Source organism: Fulvivirga sp., from assembly GCF_040220315.1.
Lineage (GTDB): Bacteria > Bacteroidota > Bacteroidia > Cytophagales > Cyclobacteriaceae > Fulvivirga.
Genome location: NZ_JAVJUY010000190.1, coordinates 1 through 20,504, shown reverse-complemented (window position 1 = coordinate 20,504; position 20,504 = coordinate 1). Strand labels below are relative to the sequence as shown.

Here is a 20,504-nt window from a genome sequence, read left to right as displayed (position 1 = left end):
TTTTTCTGTAATCGTTAATAACCGCATACAGTTTAGACTCTTCAGCACTCAGGCAAACGTCTACATTCTTAGGTTGTTCTGTAGTTGATGGAGATAAAGCAAGTAGCAGGGAAATAAAGAGATTGAGCATAATCAGGAATTTTGTACTACTTTCTAAACGACAAACAATTAACTAAGTTATTTTAAACCCGTACAAAGCCTATTCCATACTTTAAATCCATCCTGTATTTGCTTAACTTCGCAATCTTCAAAAGCAGCTTTTAACCGCTAAATAGCAATTAAAAATATGTCAGACACAGCAAAAATAATTTATACAATTACAGATGAGGCGCCAGCCTTAGCTACACGATCATTATTACCTATTGTTCAGTCGTTTACCAGCTCGGCTGGAGTAGCAGTAGAAACCAGAGATATTTCATTGGCTGGTAGAATCATAGCTAGTTTCCCAGAGTATTTAAGAGAAGATCAAAAGATGGGTGATGCTTTGGCAGAATTGGGCGAATTGGCCAAAACACCCGAAGCAAATATTATTAAGCTTCCAAATATCAGTGCATCCATTCCTCAGCTTAGTGCAGCAATTAAGGAGTTACAATCTAAAGGTTATGCACTACCTGATTATCCGGATGAACCAAAAACGGAAGAAGAGAAAAAGGTTCGAGCACGTTACGATAAAATAAAAGGAAGTGCTGTAAATCCTGTATTACGTGAAGGTAATTCAGACCGTAGAGCACCAGGAGCCGTAAAGCAATATGCAAAAAAGCACCCTCACAGAATGGGTGCCTGGAGCTCAGATTCTAAAACACATGTGAGTCACATGACTTCAGGGGATTTTAGGGCTAATGAGCAGTCGGTTACATTACCTAAAGCTACTTCAGTTAAAATTGAGCATCATAATGCCGATGGATTGGTAACGGTAATGAAGGACAACCTTGCGTTACAAGAAGGCGAAGTGATTGATGCTACTGTGATGAATAAGAAATCTCTCATTTCGTTCATTCAGGAGCAGGTGAAGGATGCGAAAGATAAAGGCGTTCTTTTCTCATTGCACATGAAAGCCACCATGATGAAGGTATCTGACCCTATCATTTTTGGGCATGCTGTTAAGGTATATTTCAAAGACCTTTTCGATAAGCATGGAGCAACATTTGAAGAAATTGGTGTAGATGTTAAAAATGGCTTTGGCGATGTCATAGCTAAACTTTCTGAACTACCTGAAGATAAAAAAGCTGCCATCGAAACTGATATCGAGGCTTGCTATAAGGCTAACCCAGAATTAGCAATGGTTAACTCTGATAAAGGCATAACTAACCTTCATGTACCTAGTGATGTGATCATTGATGCATCTATGCCTGCCATGATCCGTGAATCAGGCAAAATGTGGAACAAAGCGGGCAAAACTCAGGATACTAAAGCTGTAATACCTGACAGCAGCTATGCAGGTATCTATCAAGAGGTAATTGATTTCTGTAAAAAGAATGGCGCATTTGATCCAACAACGATGGGTACTGTGCCTAATGTGGGTTTAATGGCTCAAAAGGCAGAAGAATATGGCTCACACGATAAAACTTTTGAAATGCCTGCTGCTGGAACTATGAAAGTAGTAGATGCAGAAGGGAATGTACTATTAAAACATGCCGTTGAAGAAGGTGATATCTGGAGAATGTGCCAGGCAAAAGATGCTGCCATTCAGGACTGGGTGAAGTTGGCAGTAACAAGAGCCAAAGCATCAAAAACACCGGCCGTTTTCTGGTTAGATAAAAACAGAGCACACGATGGAGAGTTGATCAAAAAGGTTAATAAATACCTGAAAGATCATGATACCAGCGGACTAGATATGAGAATTCTTTCGCCAGAAGAAGCAACAAGGTTTACACTTGAGCGCATCGTAAAAGGTGAGGATACTATTTCTGTTACAGGTAACGTATTAAGAGATTACCTAACAGACTTATTCCCGATTCTTGAAGTAGGTACAAGTGCAAAAATGCTATCCATAGTTCCTTTAATGAATGGTGGGGGTCTATTTGAAACGGGAGCGGGAGGATCAGCACCAAAGCACGTTCAACAATTTGTTGAAGAAGGTCATTTACGTTGGGATTCATTAGGTGAGTTTCTGGCATTGGCTGCGTCATTGGAGCATTTATCAGAAAGCTCAAACAACAAAAGGGCGAAGGTACTGGCCGATACATTAGATGCTGCAACGGGTAAATTATTAGAAACAAATAAATCTCCTTCAAGAAAAGTAAAAGAATTGGATAATAGAGGCAGCCATTTTTATTTGGCCATGTATTGGGCGGAGGCATTAGCTGAGCAAAATGATGATGCTGAGTTAAAATCTCATTATGCTGGGTTAGCAGGTGCATTAAAAGAAAACGAAGCGAAAATCCTTCAAGAGCTGGAAGATGCTCAGGGCAGCCCGGTAGATATTGGAGGGTATTATCAGCCAGATGATACGAAGACGATTAATGCAATGAGACCGAGTTCAACACTAAATGATTTATTGTAATTCTTAATTTGAATAAAAATGAGAAGCCGTCTGTTTAAGTCGGCTTTTTTCGTCATTGTTATATGTCAACTTATTCGAGGACACGAAGCGATCTCTTGTTTATTTAGCAGTTACTTCTCCACATTGACTTGCTTTTAAGATCAGAGTTTTTTAATCAGCCTTACTAAGGTTCAAAACCTTAGTAAGGCTACTCGTGCCCTCATGGTTGTTGGTGTACCCTAGATCATGAATGTATTGATTTCTTCTTCGCAATCCCGATGACTACCGGTAGAATCCACCTTGTGTTTATGAAATAATTACTTCTCCTCATTGATAGTAATCGTATTAAAGGGAAGAAACCTGCTCCTGCATTCTAAACACATTCAATATTTCATCCACTTCTTGAGCCTCTTTAATTCTTTGTAGTCTTAAAAGCGCTTCTTTTTTGCCCAATAATGCTTTCGCTCTATTGGTTCTGTTCTTCAGGCTAATATCAAATTGTACAATGGCTTCCTCATATCTGCCCTTTGTTAATAACCAATCACCATACTGCTCAAAAGTAGGGTAGGCAATAAACGGAGGGCCTGAATCGTAAGAGCCGGCACTTTCCTGAGCAGTTGCCTTTTTCAACAGTTCTTCTGTTTTACTATCATTATTTTCAAGTTGGGCTACTAAAGCCTCCATCTGATACAGTACGGCTTGTGTTTTATCTATGCCCGATTGTGATGGGGCATACCGAGTAGGTCCCGCACTGCATAGGGCAATTCCGTCTTCTGTTACAACCAGTTTTGCTGCTTCAAGATGAGAATAAAGCGTGTCAATTTCTAATTGAATAGTGGCTGCATCTTTTTGGTCGAAGGCCATTAAACTTCTGAAAAAATGCATAGCCGACTTTTCCTGAAGCCCCAAACTTGAGTAGTCCACATTTACGGGGCTTAGTGATTCAGGCCATTGCCCCGATTCAATTCTTTGTTGATTCTGCATCATTATTAAATATGATTTAGAGCCTGTAGAATCATAATGATATCCTATCATATCTTTCAACATGTCTGCAGCTTTATCATAATTTCCTTGCTGTAGATAGCCATAATGCAGCCATGCGTAGGAATGATAGCCTCTTGCGTTACCATCCAGATTTTTTCTTTCCATTCTGTTTAGACTGGCCTGATAGGAATCTATATTGGAGCTTACTACCTCATTCCACATGCCAAGGGCCACATAAATGTGAGAAGGCATATGTAACGCGTGAGCAGCATCAGGGGCAACTTCAGCGTAATTGTTGGCAGCATTTATCGCTACTTGTGCAAATTCAGGATCGTCATTTGCGTGAATCATATAGTGTAGTGCGCCTGGGTGTGTGGGGTTCTCTTCAATAATACTAGCTGCTACAGCAGATGATTTTTTCAGGTTTTCGTTATTATCATAATCAGCCCATATTAAGCCCAAAGCATAAAAAGCAGCTATTTCCTGATTGCCAGGATTGGCCTCATACATATCAGCCATATGATTCACATAGTTTTTATTCCTTTCTGAAAGCTCACCTTCTCCATATAAGAGTTCAATACCCTTCCAGAAATTAGCTTCCAACTCATTTTCTGCTTTGGCAAGTCGCTCTTCTTTGGTTGCGCCCAGTTCCTGCATTACAGCCCTGCCTGCGTCCACATCCTGCAATCCCCATAGCGCTTTATAATGTGTCATGGCTTCGCCCCAATACACCATAACTTCTTCAGGATCCGCCTTTTTTGCATCAATAAAGGCCTCTCTTGCATCTTCATACTCAAAGCTGTGAAGCAGAAGCAAGCCCTTATCAAAGTATTCTTTGGCCTCGTCTGAAATACTAAAGTCATGGCCGAGGTCGCCTAATTGGGTTTCTTTTGATGATTCCTTTTTCTGGGTACAATTAACCAATAAAAAGACAATGGGGAGTAAGTAATAATATTTCATGGGATACAAATTATCCAATGAAGTTAATCAATTATTCATCAAGTTTTAGAAGGGCATCGATCACATTCTTTTGAGCTGTTTCCTTTTCAATAACTGTAGGAGGCGCAATTCTGTCTTCACAATCAGTCCAACCGCAGCGCTGGCAAGTAGTGTTTACAATTCTCGATTTAATGGCTGGATCGCTGATGAATTTAATGCGCTTCTTCGAATTGGCATCCACATAGAAACCAATAGTTACACTAATACTTTCCGATAAATTGGACACATTGGGAAAAGCTAAGGTAAGACACAAGTACTCGTCTTCAGTGCCATAATATTGAGAAATCTGAGCCCCGGCTAATATCGATGATGACTTATCAAGTTTAGTGAGTGATCTCAATTGCTTGATTAAACGTATTGATAACCATCTGCGGCAATAGGTTTCATTCAAAGAGTTAGTGTGTGGATTGTGCGAGCGCGATAAATGCAATTCTTTGGTAAGATCGTATGATGAAAAATTATCCGTGCCCACAAATCTCAGAAAAAATAGGTTTTTCAGTCCGAAATGCTTGGGAAGTATGTTCGTCAATCTTTGCATGATCATTTCGGGCGTAGCCTGGTATTTATCGATAAAACCGATCATCATACTTTCATTCCAGGTATCGGAAACGGCCATTTTATTAATGTCGGTAATCACTTCTTGCTCAGGTAGGATAAGGGCGGCACTGAAGTAAGAAGCTTTGTAGTTATTCAGTATGCCTTCAAAACCATGGGCTTTGTAAGGAGGTGTTTCAGCTGGCCGCTCTTTTAAACCCAATACATGAAATCCCAACTCACGGCCTATTAAAAAAGCTTCCTGTGCAGAAGTTAGTCCATTATGCAATAAAAGCTGTTTTTCCTTTTTCTGATAAAATGAGCGCAGATCCCTTAGCTCAGGGTAGGATGAGAGCTTTGTTCTATCAATGGCGATATTAAATTCTTTTTTCAGTAAATCCTCTAAAACAGCCACCGTGTTAGGTAATTGCTTCAGAGAATCGTGTTGCTTGATAAACTTCTTTACTGCAGCCTCAATGTCAGAAAAATAATTGTCGTTCATTTCCTGATAAGAGCGCAAAGCCGCATAATAGAAATGCTCCCCTCGCATTTCGTAATTACGAGCGATATTGATTATTGAATTTATAAATGCATGCACCTTTTCGGGTGAGTTAGATAGTAATTCAATAATCTTTTGAGGCTCAAGGCCGAATGTATCCAATGGAAACTCTTTGAAAAAGTCGGACTGAAGCAGGTTGATGATAGGCGTGAGCTTTTTAGAAACTTTCAATGATACCAACTCATCATAGGTCACGTCCAACGCCTTTGCCAATGCCAGAATTTTATCACCCTTAGGGTATTTCTTTCCCTTTTCAATCTCACTTAGGTAAGAAATCGATAGTCCTGAACTCTCAGAAAGATCTTGAAATGATAAATCCTTTTTAACCCTGAGGTCATGGACTTTGAGGCCGAGGATATGTTTTAGGGAAAAATTATCAGATACCATAATGTGCTTTTTCAAAAATACAGAGGGTTTTTATGATAAATGTTAAAAAAATGAAAAATATCTAGTAGCGAAATTTCGCTAATAAAGAAAATTTACTAAATTGCATACATATTAGAAATTATAACCTTAATTATATGACCACCACAACAGTAAAAACACTTCCTAAAACACACTCCATTCAGGTGTTAGGCAAGTTGAAAACAGGATACGAAGAAATCCTTACCGATGAAGCTCTGGCATTTGTGGAGGCGCTTCATAAAAAATTTAATGCTACAAGAAAGGAGTTGCTGGCAGATCGATTGATCAGACAAAAGCGATTTGATGCCGGTGAAAGACCGTCATTTCTTAGCAAGACCAGCGACATTAGAGAAAGTGATTGGTCGGTAGCTCCAGTTCCTGCAGAAATTCAGGATCGGAGAGTAGAAATTACCGGCCCCGTTGAGCGTAAGATGATTATCAATGCGCTTAATTCAGGCGCCAAGGTTTTCATGGCTGATTTTGAAGACAGCAATTCACCTAATTGGGAGAATGTAATTCAAGGGCAAATCAATCTAAGAGATGCAAATGACGGAACGATTTCTTTTGAAAACCCCATGAGTGGCAAAAAGTATGAATTGAATGATGAAGTAGCCGTTCTATTTGTTAGACCAAGAGGCTGGCATTTAGAGGAGAAGCATATTGTTGTTAATGGCGAACAGGTGAGTGGTGGATTTGTGGATTTTGGTCTTTACTTTTTTCATAATGTAGCTACACTCCTTAACAGAGGAAGCGCTCCTTATTTCTACTTACCAAAACTTGAAAACCATCATGAAGCTAGGCTGTGGAACGATGTATTTGTGTTTGCACAAGAGTATTTGGGAATTCCTCAAGGTACAATTAAGGCCACTGTTTTAATTGAAACTATTACAGCTGCTTTTGAGCTGGAAGAAATACTTTACGTGTTGAAAGAGCATAGTGCAGGACTCAACTGCGGCAGATGGGATTACATCTTTTCTTATATCAAGAAGTTTAGAAATGAACCTGGTTTTGTAACACCAGATCGCTCACAGATAACTATGGCTACGCCATTTATGAATGCGTATTCACTTGCCGTGATTAAAGCGTGCCATAAAAGAGGTGCCCATGCAATGGGCGGTATGGCTGCACAAATTCCAATTAAATCAGACCCGGAAGCAAACGAAAAGGCACTTGAAAAGGTAATGGCCGACAAAGTGCGTGAAGCTAGAATGGGACATGACGGTACATGGGTAGCCCACCCTGGATTAGTGAAAGTAGCCGAATCAGCTTTCAATAAATACATGGTTACCAAAAACCAGATTCACATTAAAAGAGACGATGTGGGTGTTTCAGAAAAAATGCTCTTAGAAAAGCCTTTAGGTACCATAACAGAGCAAGGATTGAGAACCAATATCAACGTTGGAATACTATATATCGAGAGTTGGCTCAGAGGCAATGGAGCCGCTGCATTATACAATTTGATGGAAGATGCAGCAACAGCAGAAATTTCCCGAACGCAAGTTTGGCAATGGCTAAAAAACGGAGCCAAACTTGACGATGGCAGAACAATAAATATTGACTTATACGAAGAAATCAAAAACGAAGAGCTCATTAAAATCAAAGATTTGGTTGGTAAAGACAACTATCAGAATGGGCAATTCAAAAAGGCCATTGAGTTATTCGATGAGCTAGTACTTCAACCAAAATTTAATGACTTTTTAACAACCCAAGCTTATAACCTAATTGACTAAAACTATGACTAAGGCAGATCAAATCGAAAAATTATACAACGAATGGATGACGAATCCTAGATGGAAAAATGTAAAGCGTAATTACATTCCGGAAGATGTAGTAAAATTGAGAGGATCCATTGTGGTGGAACATACGTTGGCTCGCAATGGTGCTGAAAAATTATGGAAAAAATTAAACTCACAGGACTTTGTGGCAGGGCTGGGTGCACTAACTGGTAATCAGGCCATTCAGGAAGTTACTGCTGGTTTGGAAGCTATTTATTTAAGTGGCTGGCAAGTGGCAGCAGATGCCAACCTTGCCGGGGAAATGTATCCAGATCAGTCATTATATCCAGCGGATTCAGTTCCGAAAGTGGTAAAAAGAATCAACAATGCTTTGATGCGAAGAGACCAAATACAGAGTGTTACTGGTGAAGGAGACATTGATTGGATGGTACCGATTGTGGCGGATGCTGAAGCAGGGTTTGGAGGTAATTTAAATGCTTTTGAGTTAATGAAGGCAATGATTGAAGCCGGAGCAGCAGGCGTACACTTTGAAGATCAACTTTCATCCGCCAAGAAATGCGGCCATTTAGGAGGAAAAGTATTAGTGCCAACACAGGAAGCAATTAATAAGCTTTCTGCTGCCAGATTAGCTGCCGATGTATGCGATGTGCCTACATTATTGGTAGCCAGAACGGATGCTGAAGCTGCCAATCTGATCACATCAGATATAGATCCTAGAGATCATAATTTTATTACTGGTGAAAGAACTAACGAAGGATTTTTCCATGTGAAAAATGGATTGGAGCAAGGTATTGACAGAGGGTTGAGCTATGCGCCATATGCAGATTTAATCTGGATGGAAACTTCCAACCCTGATTTAGGACTGGCAAGAGAGTTCGCTCAAGCTATTAAAGCGAAATATCCGGAGCAGATGTTGGCGTATAATTGCTCTCCTTCATTCAATTGGGCATCGAAGTTATCAGTCAAAGAAATGGAGACGTTCAGAGAGAATATTGCAGAAATGGGCTATAAGTTCCAATTCATAACATTGGCTGGATTCCATGCTTTAAATACTTCCATGTTTGAATTATCTAAAGCATACAGAGAAAGAGGCATGGCTGGTTACAGCGAATTACAGGAGCGCGAATTTGCTCTACAAGCTGACGGTTTTAAAGCTGTGAAGCACCAGACATTTGTTGGAACTCAATATTTCGATTCAATTCAAAATGTAGTGCAAGGAGGGCAATCCTCGACAACTGCTATGAGTGGCAGCACGGAAGAAGACCAGTTTAATACTGTGAAAGTGCGTAAAGCAGGCTAAAATTTAACCTGAACCAGGAAGAAGAGGCTATTCCATTTAGGTAGCCTCTTTTGTTTTTTATCAGTAGGGAGGAACGTATTTAGCCAGTAGGCGAACTGTTTTCTTTAAATTTTTCGTATACTTTCATAAGCATAACGGCAACAATCCCAAGGCATAATCCTACCAAAAAATCAGCTAGCAATGTAGGCCAAGCAATCAACAAGTCGTGGATAAAGTCGACATTGTGAGCATAAATACCTCCTCCAACCAGTATCATGGCAAGTGTTCCTAACACGGTTAAGCCACGGACCACCCAAGGTAATAGCTTTACCAATCCCTGACCTAATTTGGCTTTTAAACTGCTCTTGTTTTCACTACTAGCAATTAAATTCAAACCTAAATTATCCATTCGAACAATTAGGGCAACCAGACCGTAAACTCCCACAGTAGCAAGTAATGCTACTACTGTAACGACTGGAATTTGAATATTGAGCGGTTGATCGGCAACAGTACTAAGTGCTATAATGATTATTTCAACAGACAATATAAAATCAACAACTATGGCCGACTTAACCTTTTCATTTTCGTAGGTCGCAGCTTGTTCGTCATTTTGTAGTAATTGCTTTTTCTTTTCTTTCGATTCACGATGAAACAAGTAAGTATATACTTTTTCAACGCCTTCATATGCTAGATACAATCCACCCAACAATAGAATTGGAATGATCACGCCTGGCAGAAAAGCACTTAGTAGAAATGCAGCTGGCAATATGATTATTTTATTCAGCAAAGAACCCTTTGCTATTCGCCACAATACAATTAACTCACGAGAAGCTGAAAACCCCGATGCTTTTTCGGCATTCACGGCCAAATCATCCGCTAGAATCCCGGCAGTCTTTTGGGTAGCATACTTACTCATGGTCGCTACATCATCCATGAGTACTGCGATGTCATCAAATACAGCAAAAAACTTTGAAGCCATGTTTGGGATTATTGGTTTTGTGAATGCTAATATATCAAACCAAAATGGTTAAGAAGAATCAGTATCACATAATGTGTCTGAGTTGAGTTGCACCTCTCAATTGTTGAATCTTCACTAATTTTAAAAATAATAAGGCCGTTGAGTAGGCGTCACCTAAGGCAGTATGTCTTTCCAGGGGTTGGATATCATATTTTGTCAATAAAGCATCCAGGAAATAGTCTTTCTTTTCATAATTATGGCGGTCCATCGGAGATGTATTGAGTCTTATTGCCAACCGTGCAGTATCCACTAACCGATGACTCTTCGTCATTTTAGGATTGAATCGATTGAGCATGGCCAGATCAAAAGCACCATTATGAGCCACTAATACCGATTTTTCAATGTACTTTTCAGTTGTAGCTAATGCCTCATTCAAACTGATGCCATTTTTACACTTCTCTAATGTAATCCCGTGTACTTCGATGGATTCTGAGAGTTGAATGTCTTCGTGTTTGATAAACAATTCGATCCCCGATTCAACTTTGATTTCCAGATTTTGAATAGTTACCAACCCTATTGAAAGTAACTCTGCCTGGGTATGATCGAGTGAGGAGGTTTCTGTGTCTAGACATACAAATTTAATATTCTCCAATGGCGTATCATGGGAGATAAGGTTTGGGTTATGATCCTTTCCGAAAAGCTTCTTCCAAAACTCCATTAATTAAAATAGCTTAACTGAAACCTTACCTCCAGCATTTTTTGTAGCCTGTTTATCGGTTCAAAGGTATTACGCAAAATTTGCCGCTCTATTTTAGATAAAGATTCTATAGAGATATACCGCCCTGAGTTTTTGTTTTGAAAGCCGTTCAACGCCCGAAACCGCATTAGATATTCATAGCTCTCTGCGGCCATTTTATATAGTTCGGCATTATTCTTATCGTTTTTCTCGAGCCATTTGTAGCGGGCTAAAGTATTACTGCTAATGGATTCACCCGAGTTTAAAGCCAGCACCCTGGCGATATCAACCAAGGGCATCATAGCTCTTGCTTTAATGTCGAATCGATCCACATGCTCTCCGGATCTCTCCACAACAAAATTCTTGAAAAAGCTAAGTGGTGGCGGATTTTGCAAGCTATTTTTCGCCAAGAAATTGATGAAGATGTTGCCGCTTTTAATTTCATTTTTCAGATGCTTTCCCAATTCATCTACCAATTCTTTTGCACCGTACACGTGACGGTAATCAAAGAAGATAGTTGAAAGCATCAAGGATTTTTCCTGCGGTTGATGTATCCAGCCTGAAAAGTATTTTTTCCATTGGTTGAGGGGCTGACACCATTTTTCGTTGCCGCCCATCATCTCAGCAGGGCACATCTCAAAACCGCAAGCTTCTAAATTGGAATTTATTTTTTGAGCCAACTTTATAAAATAAAGCCGCGTGGATTCATCCTGATTATCTTCATAAATAAGTGCATTATCCTGATCAGTTCGGATGAGTTGCTCTTGTCGTCCTTCGCTTCCCAAACTTATCCAGGCAAATTTTGCCGTTGGCTCCCCAGTTTCCTGTAGAGCAAACTCAATGCATTTATGGATGGTGATGTCGTTTATATGGGAGGCTAATGAACTGACCAATTGGATGGATACATGCTGCTCAAGATAAAAGTTGATTAAAGCATCTGCCTGATTGCGTAATTCAACAAGTTCAGAAAGTTCTGATGCCTGCTCCATCGTATAGCCCAACGTTATGGGGTGATTCTGGCTGGCATCTGTCAAATCGTGATGGCTAAGTATTCCAACAGGCAAACCTTTTTTTACCAGACACAAATGATTGATTTTATGCTGCAGCATTTTGAGGAGATAGGAGGAGAGCGGTTTGCCTAAGTTCATGGTAATAACATCAGGGGTCATGATCTCCGAAATGGGTTGGGACACAGCAACTTTGCCTGTTGCTACCTTCGTTTTAAAGTCTGTTTCAGTAGCAATACCTATGGCTTTTTGTTCGTCATTACAGATAATGATTGAGCCAATTTGTTCCTTGGTCATTAGACCGGCAACATCCTTTATTAAATCGGTTGATTTGCAAGTAATGAGCGCTCTTTTGGGTTCAGCTAGCGGCTTATTCCAATTGAGTAATGACCCTGATTCTTGAACGGGCACCATTTTTTGAGTGGGGCCTTGTTGAACATCTGATTGCCCTCCTGCCAAGCCTGAAGCAAAGAAAAGAGCAATTTTGCTATTACTTTCAAGATGCTTTTTAAATTCCTCAATTGGTATTCCATATGCCAAAGCCTCTTCCTCACATCGGGCATCAAAAACATAAGGCTTTCCCGATAGCATCGAGCGCACTCCAAACAAATCACCTTCATCGCAGATATCGACAAGTTCTTTAGCACCCGTAGAAGTTTGACGCTCAAGATGCACCAGACCTTCTTTGACTACATAAAGATAGGGAGAGCTTGAATCTCCCTGCTTAAATAAATACTCTCCCTTATTGGCGTATTTTACAATTGCTTTCTCGCATAACATCAACAATTCGGTATCTGAAATTTCCTCAAAGGGTGGAAATTTCTTTAGAAAATCCGCAATTCGCGATGCTATGACATTCGTAGCCATGACCTACTTTGCGCCATCCTTAATAGCTTCCACCACTTCCGGATTCAATAGCGTTGATGTGTCACCCAAATTAGCTGTATCCTTAGAGGCTATTTTTCTCAGAATTCTACGCATGATTTTACCGGATCGAGTCTTTGGCAATCCGGGTACGATCTGAACTTTATCAGGCTTGGCAATTGGACCGATAATTTTGGTAACCGTATCTCTGATCTCATTGATCAGGTTGTCTTCAGTTCTCCCTTCCATATCACAGATCACATACGCATAAATGCCCTGCCCTTTGATATCGTGCGGATAGCCAACAACGGCTGACTCAATCACTTTCGGGTGTTCATTAATCGCATTTTCTACTTCTGCCGTGCCCATTCTATGTCCCGAGACATTAATCACATCATCTACTCTGCCTAAAATTCTGTAGTAGCCATCTTCATCACGTTTTACTCCATCGCCTGTGAAATACATACCGGGATAGGTAGAGAAATAGGTTTGTTTACATCGCTCATGGTCGCCATAAGTGGTTCGCAGCATGCTTGGCCATGGAAACTTGATGCACAGATTTCCTTCCACGCTATTGCCTTTCAATTCTTTGCCATCCGCATCAACAATGATCGGCTGAATACCGGGTAATGGAAGTGTGGCATACGAAGGTTTAGTGGGCGTAATACCTGCAATAGGTGAAACCATAATGCCGCCTGTTTCCGTTTGCCACCAGGTATCTACGATAGGGCATTTTCCTTTACCAACATGGGCATGATACCAATGCCAGGCTTCTTCATTTATTGGTTCACCAACAGAGCCGATGACTTTAAGAGATTTCAATGAATAAGGTTCAATCGGTTCCGTGCCATAAGCTTGCAAGGCACGAATGGCTGTTGGAGCGGTGTAGAATTGATTGACTTTATATTTATCTACGATTTGCCAGAAACGACCTGCATCTGGGAAGGTAGGTACGCCTTCAAACATTACTGTGGTCGCACCTGATAGCAATGGTCCGTAAACGATATATGAGTGACCGGTAATCCAACCCACATCCGCTGTGCACCAGTAAACATCGCCTTTATTGTATTGAAACACATTTTCGAAGGAATAGCTCGTATAAACCATATAACCTGCGGTTGTATGCACCACTCCCTTAGGTTTTCCGGTTGATCCTGAGGTATACAGAATGAATAGCATATCCTCTGCATCCATTTCTTCCGCTTTGTTATCTGTCGATTGACCTTCTATCGCATCGTGCCACCAGATGTCTCTGCCCTCCTTCATAGTCACGTCTTCACCTGTTCTTTTGAATACGATTACTTTTTCTATGCTAGAAGACTTTTCAAGAGCTTCATCCACCACTTCTTTAACAGGAATAGATTTGGCACCTCTGAAATTTCCATCTGATGTCAACACCATTTTTGCGGAACAGTCTTCAATTCTATCGGCCAATGCACTCGATGAAAACCCTGCAAATACTACTGAATGAATCGCGCCAATTCTAGCGCAAGCTAGCATAGCCACAGCGGCTTCAGGAACCATAGGCATATAAATAATTACCCTGTCACCTTTACCTACGCCCTGCGCTTTCATGGCATTGGCAAATTGATTGGTTTTCTCAAAAAGTTGACGATAGGTAATTTCCTGATTAGGCTCATTAGGGTCGTTAGGTTCCCAAATTATGGCGGTTTTATCTCCCAACGTAAACAAATTTCGTTCGAAGATATTTTCGGTAATATTCAACTTGGCGTTGGTAAACCATTTCACATCAGGGACGTCAAAGTTCCATTCTACCACCTTATCCCATCTTTTTTGCCAATGAAAGGAGTCGGCAATTCTTGACCAGAATTCCTCAGGATTAGTTACACTCTTAGCATATTCATGGAAGTACCCGGTAAGGGTTTGTATTTTATTACTCATAATTCATGTGTGTTTTATGGTTATGTTATTCGATTAATTCTATGGCTAATTCTTTTACTTTATTTACTAAATGTTTAGTGCTAAAGGGCTTGGTAATGTACAGGTCTGCACCAGCATCATACCCTTTTTGTATGTCTGCTTCCTTGTCCTTGGCAGATAGAAATATGACCTTCGTACGCCTATTTTTCCGTTTGATGTATTCACATACTTCGTAACCATCAACAAAAGGCATCATGATATCCAAAATAACAATCTCGGGTTTTTCAGATTCCACTATTGTCATGGCTTCGGATCCATCTCTCGCGATATAAACCTCGTACCCAATTTTCTTAATTAAGAATTCGAGTGACATTATAATATTCGGTTCATCATCAACAATTAGCACCTTTATCATATTCGCTTAATTTAATGGTATCAAACATTGAAAGCGAGCCCCACCGGTTACGCTATTCTCAACCCAAATTTTACCTCTGTGCAACTCAATTATTTTTTTACTGATCGTTAATCCAAGACCACTACCTTCAGGTTTTTTGAGTGTCTGATTTTTAGCCTGATAGAAAGCTTCAAAGATTAACTCTCGGCTTTCGGGCGAAACACCCGGGCCGTTGTCTTCTACTATAAAACTAAGATTACCATCGCCATTTTGGGCATTGATGATAATTTTTCCGTTAATTTCGGGGCAATGCTTGGTGGCATTACTAATTAAATTGATCACCACTTGCATTAATCGGTCTTTGTTCCCTTTTATCATAGGAAGCGGTTCTTGTATGTGAACGTCCAGATCAATATTCTTTTCTTTAATTACTTGTCTCAGTCGGTCTAATGAGTCGGAAATGATGTCTTCAAATTGGATGTCTGAGAGCTCCAAATTCAGCTTGCCCGATTCCATTTTTTCTAAATCCAACACCTGAGAGATAAGTCTATCCATGCGTTTGGTCTCACTAATAACAGTATCCAGAAATTTGGATCGTTCCTCATCTTCCAAATCCGGGTTGTCATGTATGATTTCGGACATGGCTCGAATAGAAGTTAATGGTGTGCGCATCTCATGCGTTACTGTAGAGATAAATTCATCTTTTAGCTGGTCCAATTTCTTTAATTCTTCGTTGGCTATTTGTAGTTGCTGTGTAGCAATTTCTAATTCGTCAGACTTTTCTTTTAATGCTTTATTATCGGATATAAACCTTCTCGATTCCTGAAGAATATCGAAAACTTCATTCATAGAAATATTATCTTCTTTAACAACATTGGATATTAGCACTCTGGAAGAAGCAGAACCTACTACACCTGCAAGCAATTTTTCGGCATAGTTTACCAATCGAAAGTCTGCACGTAGGCTTTCACTATTGATCTTGTTGTTGATCATGAAATTACGAAATGCCCTGTTGGTTCGCTCTTCCCCAATGAATTTATTGAGCAACGATTTTATATCTTGAACATAGGCGGTTCCTTTCCAAACTATAGAGCTCTCGTAAACTGTTGAGTATTGGAAAATGTCCACAAATACTTCGGCCTGATTAATCTCTTTACTCGATTGTTTTGATAGCAGGGATACCACCACATAAGTGAGGAGGTTAATGAAAATACTCCAGAAAAAACCATTAGTAATGGGGCTCAGGTTATCTACACCCAAAAAGTTATTAGGACTTAAATAACCAACTCCAAATGGGCCATCAATTATAAACTGCTCAGGAAGAAGTCCCGTACTGACGATTGTTGGCAATACCAATGTGTAAAACCAAATGGCAAAGCCTGACAAAATACCTGCAATGGCACCTGAGCGGGTTCCGTTTTTCCAGTACATACCCAGCAAAACAGCCGGGGCAAACTGGGCAACGGCCACAAAGGAAATTAGGCCAATTGATACAATGGAGAAACGATCGGAAACGTACTTGAAATAGATATAGGCCAGTAGTAATATGGCAGCTATCAGTATTTGTCGACCTCTCAGTAGTACCTGACTTAAGTTGTTATTCTCTGGAGCGGAGAGTTCTGTGTTTTTTACAATGAGTGGTGTTAATATGCTGTTGCTAAGCATTACGCCCAGTGCTGTTGTTGAGACAATAATCATGCTCGTGGCTGCTGACAAACCTCCTAAATAGGTAAGCAACGCCAAAGGAGTATTACTCATTTGAAGTGGTATGGCCAACATGTAGGTATCCGCATCAACGGGATTATTTTGAAAAATTAATTTACCTCCAAGCGCTATGGGAATAACAAAAATGTTAATGAGCAACAAGTAAAGTGGAAAAAGCCACATGGCTTTTTTTAGGTGATTTTCATTCCTGTTTTCTTTTACGGTTACATGAAACTGCCGCGGCAAAAGCACAATGGCCAACATGGAAAGAATGTTAAGCCACATCCAGTTGGAATAACCACTGTCCGAAGGAATAGTTAGCAACTTCTCGATATCAGGGAGCACTGATGACTGCTGAAAAATATCTCCAAAACCATTAAAAAGGCCGAACGTAACATATAATCCGATAAAAATAAATGCCGCCAGTTTGAATATCGATTCAAAAGCGATGGCGGCAATCAGGCCGTTATTTTTAAGGTTACTATCAACGCGATTGGCTCCAAATAAGATGGTGAATATTGCCAATAGAATGGTGATGTAAAAGGCTGTATCATTAAAAAAGGCTACTGATGCAGAAGTGTATCCCGGGCTATCTCCGGTTAAAATAAGGAAGCTGTTGGAGATGGCTTTGATTTGTATAGAAATGTATGGTAATACGCCTACAGCACACACAAATGCAACAAGCCCGCCAATGAAAATATTTTTTCCATAGCGCGAAGACACAAAATCAGCAATAGTAGTGATGCGCTGTACTTTACATATTCGAATAATTTTGCGAATAACTATCCACATAAGAGGTGCCATGAGTAGCGGCCCAATGTAGGTGGTCAGAAAATCCAGTCCTTGGTTTGCTGCTCTACCAACACTGCCATAATAGGTCCAAGCCGTGCAATAAACCGCCATGGACAAAGCATAAATGTAAGGGTTATTCACCCAGCGACTTTCACTGTTGCGTTCAGCCCAATAGGCGATACCAAAGAGCAAGCCCAAATAAAGAAATGATAGCAATATAACCAGCCACTTAATTTCCATGATCTTTATCTTTTAAAAACCTGGTGGCGATATACCATAAGATGACAATAACCAGAATCCAGAAACCCGATAGAAATAAAATAAGTGGTGGAATAGTCCACGAAAAATTAAGGCGGTTGAAAATGTGAAGAATAGGAGAGTGAATCACTACAAAAAGCGTGATGAAGGTTATGATTAACACCTGATTCACTTTTTTATCCATTATTCTGAATCGTTAAAATTTAAGAATTTCAGTTTAACTAAAATTAATAAAACTGACAGTGCAATAACACCAATAAGGATAGAAAAAAGGTATGAAACCTGATGCGTGGATTCATAATAGAATCGGAGCAATAAAGTGATCGTGCCATAAGCTCCGATAAAATAGATAGAGGCTTTTCGTCCTAGTTTGTTCATGATATTTTGTTTAAAAAGGAAAGGCTAAGAGTATTCTTCTTAGCCCTTCCGTAAGAATTTTGAAAATTAGTGATCTGAAGCTGCTCCTGCTCCTTTAGGGAAACGGATGTCTTCTACGATTGCCTGTACATCAGCAGGTGGTTCAGCAGTTGCTCTCGACACAGCAAAAGAAACTACCAAATTTACAACCATGGCTACTGTGCCGAAGCCTTCCGGTGATATTCCGAACCACCAGTCTTCGGAAGTTCCACCACCAAAGCCACCAAGCTTATATTTGATCATGTAGAAAAGCATCAATAGAATTCCAACAACCATTCCGCTAATCGCTCCTTCTTTGTTCATTCGTTTGTCGAAAATTCCTAGAATAATGGCCGGGAAGAAAGATGCAGCCGCCAATCCGAATGCAAGTGCCACTACAGCTGCCACAAATCCAGGAGGGTTGATGCCAAAGTAACCGGCAACACACACCGCAACTGCAGCTCCGATACGCGCCCAAATCAATTCCTCTTTTTCAGATATATTCGGTTTGATTTGTTTCTTGATCAAATCGTGTGATAAGCTGGTAGATATAACAAGTAACAAACCTGCTGCTGTAGAAAGCGCTGCGGCAAGACCACCCGCGGCTACCAATGCAATTACCCAGTTGGGAAGATTGGCAATTTCAGGATTGGCAAGCACCATAATATCACGGTCGATAGTAAGCTCATTCTTTTCTGCATCACCTACATATTGAATTTTGCCATCGGCATTTTTATCGTCAAAGGCAATCAACCCTGTTTTTTCCCAATTTGAAAACCACTGAGGTACAGAAGCATATTCTTTATCTGACACTGTATTGATCAGGTTCGTTCTTGCAAAAGCACCAATGGCAGGTGCTGTGGTATATAGAATGGCAATAAACACAAGTGCATAACCAGCTGACATGCGCGCATCACGAACTTTCGGCACAGTAAAGAATCTAACGATTACGTGCGGTAAGCCCGCTGTACCCACCATCAAAGCAAAAGTTATGGCAAATACATCAATCATGGATTTTGAGCCCGAAGTATATTCGGCAAAACCAAGTTCAGTATGTAACTGGTCCAATTTATCTAAGAGATAAACTCCTGAGCCATCAGCCATGGTGCTCCCAAAACCTAATTGAGGAATTACGTTACCTGTTAATTGTATCGAAATAAAGAAGGCAGGAACCATGTATGCGAATATCAATACGCAATACTGCGCTACCTGAGTGTAAGTGATGCCCTTCATTCCACCTAATACGGCATAGAAAAACACGATTGTCATACCGATATAAACCCCTGTATTTACAGGCACTTCCAAAAATCTAGCGAATACAACACCCACTCCCCGCATTTGTCCTGCTACATAAGTGAATGAGACGATAATAGCGCATATTACAGCCACCGTTCTCGCTACGTTAGAATAGTAACGATCTCCGATAAAATCAGGAACAGTAAACTTTCCAAATTTTCTTAAATACGGAGCTAGGAGTAAAGCAAGAAGCACATAACCACCGGTCCAGCCCATAAGGTAAACCGTACCGTCATATCCCATAAATGAGATCAATCCTGCCATTGAAATGAACGAGGCTGCAGACATCCAATCTGCGGCTGTAGCCATACCGTTTGCAAGGGGGGACACACCACCACCTGCCACATAAAAATCTTTCGTAGAACCGGCTCTAGACCATATCGCTATACCGATGTAGAGAGCGAATGTAATGCCGACAATTATATAGGTCCATATTTGAATATCCATTGTTAAATTCGTTTAGGTTAATTACTAATCTTCGTGAACATCATACTCCTTATCGAGCTTGTTCATCCAGTTTACATAAACAAAGATGAGCGCCACGAAAACATAGATTGATCCTTGTTGAGCGAACCAAAATCCCAGTTTAAATCCGCCAATTTTTATAGTATTCAGAGCCTCTACAAATAGAATTCCGAACCCATAACTCACTAAAAACCAGATGGAGAGCAGTATTGCCAGAAAGCGCAAGTTCTTCTTCCAGTATTCCGTCATTTTTTCTTGATTGTTCATATTTCAGTTGATTTATTTTATAAGAATATATGTGTTTGAAGTCGCCATTGTGTGACATCGCCATCCGTTCCCGGACTATCTCTAAAGTCACCTCTGATGGTGTGGTACTCCAAAGTAATTTTGGCATTATGGCCATTGACATAATAATTGACTCCGATGTCCAGTGAAGTTATATTGTCTTCAAGGGCATCATAACTACCGGACTGGTAGGCGAAATATGGCATGATGTTGAGTCCGGGAATATAGTAGCCACCGTGAACATAAATGTTTGTGCCTGTTCCTGCCCAGCGGGAAACATAGTTTTCACCATAATCAAAACTTTGGAATGCGGCATAGGCATTGATGGCGCCTTCACCCAAAGGAGCATCATAAAATACATCCGCAGCGAAGTGCTGAACTATTTCGTGCTCTCCGGTGGCATTGTTAAATGTGCCATTGGCATGTCTGAAAAATCCTGTGCCCACACCCAATACTTTCTTTTTTCCAAAGTAAGTACCTACCTGATAAG

General features: G+C 40.3%; 15 protein-coding genes and 1 pseudogene. 3 read left to right on the top strand and 13 right to left on the bottom strand.

Annotated elements, in window-relative coordinates:
- The first annotated feature begins 286 nt into the window (after positions 1–286).
- Positions 287–2,503 carry an NADP-dependent isocitrate dehydrogenase gene (locus RLO81_RS09205; protein ID WP_350110411.1) on the top strand — a complete coding sequence of 739 codons (2,217 nt, stop codon included), beginning with the start codon at positions 287–289 and terminating at the stop codon, positions 2,501–2,503.
- A gap of 324 nt (positions 2,504–2,827) precedes the next feature.
- On the opposite strand, the gene RLO81_RS09200 is transcribed toward RLO81_RS09205, so the two are convergent.
- Both RLO81_RS09200 and RLO81_RS09195 read right to left on the bottom strand, forming a co-directional pair.
- A complete protein-coding gene (locus RLO81_RS09200) occupies positions 2,828–4,426 on the bottom strand; it encodes a hypothetical protein (RefSeq protein WP_350110408.1) in 1,599 nt (532 codons plus the stop codon).
- Positions 4,427–4,457: 31 nt separating this feature from the next.
- Entirely contained in the window at positions 4,458–5,960 is a 1,503-nt protein-coding gene (locus RLO81_RS09195; RefSeq protein WP_350110405.1) for a helix-turn-helix domain-containing protein, read from the bottom strand.
- A 119-nt stretch (positions 5,961–6,079) separates the two neighbouring features.
- Here RLO81_RS09195 and aceB point away from each other — a divergent pair, with 119 nt between their 5' ends.
- On the top strand, positions 6,080–7,693 hold the full coding sequence (gene aceB, locus RLO81_RS09190; RefSeq protein WP_350110402.1) for a malate synthase A: 1,614 nt from the start codon (positions 6,080–6,082) through the stop codon (positions 7,691–7,693).
- Positions 7,694–7,697: 4 nt separating this feature from the next.
- On the top strand, positions 7,698–8,999 hold the full coding sequence (aceA, locus tag RLO81_RS09185) for an isocitrate lyase (protein ID WP_350110399.1): 1,302 nt from the start codon (positions 7,698–7,700) through the stop codon (positions 8,997–8,999).
- A 79-nt stretch (positions 9,000–9,078) separates the two neighbouring features.
- Here aceA and RLO81_RS09180 read toward each other — a convergent pair whose 3' ends face one another.
- The 11 genes and pseudogenes from RLO81_RS09180 to RLO81_RS09130 form a co-directional block, all read right to left on the bottom strand.
- Positions 9,079–9,957: a DUF808 domain-containing protein gene (locus RLO81_RS09180; RefSeq protein WP_350110397.1), complete on the bottom strand. Its 879-nt coding sequence runs from the start codon at positions 9,955–9,957 to the stop codon at positions 9,079–9,081.
- Positions 9,958–10,021: 64 nt separating this feature from the next.
- Complete coding sequence (locus RLO81_RS09175) at positions 10,022–10,654, bottom strand: 3'-5' exonuclease (RefSeq protein ID WP_350110394.1); 633 nt, start codon at positions 10,652–10,654, stop codon at positions 10,022–10,024.
- Positions 10,654–12,546, bottom strand: coding sequence for a DUF294 nucleotidyltransferase-like domain-containing protein (locus RLO81_RS09170; protein ID WP_350110391.1), 1,893 nt, complete (start codon positions 12,544–12,546; stop codon positions 10,654–10,656). Before RLO81_RS09170 ends, RLO81_RS09175 begins: the two co-directional genes overlap by 1 nt.
- A 3-nt stretch (positions 12,547–12,549) precedes the next feature.
- Positions 12,550–14,445 (bottom strand): acetate--CoA ligase, encoded by a 1,896-nt coding sequence (gene acs, locus RLO81_RS09165; RefSeq protein WP_350110389.1) that lies wholly within the window; start codon positions 14,443–14,445, stop codon positions 12,550–12,552.
- Between the two features lie 25 nt (positions 14,446–14,470).
- Positions 14,471–14,839, bottom strand: coding sequence for a response regulator transcription factor (locus RLO81_RS09160; protein WP_205722986.1), 369 nt, complete (start codon positions 14,837–14,839; stop codon positions 14,471–14,473).
- A gap of 6 nt (positions 14,840–14,845) precedes the next feature.
- On the bottom strand, positions 14,846–17,554 hold the full coding sequence (locus tag RLO81_RS09155) for an ATP-binding protein (protein ID WP_350110385.1): 2,709 nt from the start codon (positions 17,552–17,554) through the stop codon (positions 14,846–14,848).
- Positions 17,544–17,756, bottom strand: coding sequence for a hypothetical protein (locus RLO81_RS09150; protein WP_350110382.1), 213 nt, complete (start codon positions 17,754–17,756; stop codon positions 17,544–17,546). Before RLO81_RS09150 ends, RLO81_RS09155 begins: the two co-directional genes overlap by 11 nt.
- A complete protein-coding gene (locus RLO81_RS09145) occupies positions 17,756–17,950 on the bottom strand; it encodes a hypothetical protein (RefSeq protein WP_350110379.1) in 195 nt (64 codons plus the stop codon). Before RLO81_RS09145 ends, RLO81_RS09150 begins: the two co-directional genes overlap by 1 nt.
- 66 nt (positions 17,951–18,016) lie before the next feature.
- Complete coding sequence (locus tag RLO81_RS09140; protein ID WP_350110376.1) at positions 18,017–19,711, bottom strand: sodium:solute symporter family protein; 1,695 nt, start codon at positions 19,709–19,711, stop codon at positions 18,017–18,019.
- Positions 19,712–19,735: 24 nt separating this feature from the next.
- Entirely contained in the window at positions 19,736–19,996 is a 261-nt protein-coding gene (locus RLO81_RS09135) for a DUF4212 domain-containing protein (RefSeq protein WP_350110374.1), read from the bottom strand.
- 17 nt (positions 19,997–20,013) lie between these two features.
- A pseudogene (locus RLO81_RS09130) lies at positions 20,014–20,504 on the bottom strand (hypothetical protein); the annotation flags it as partial.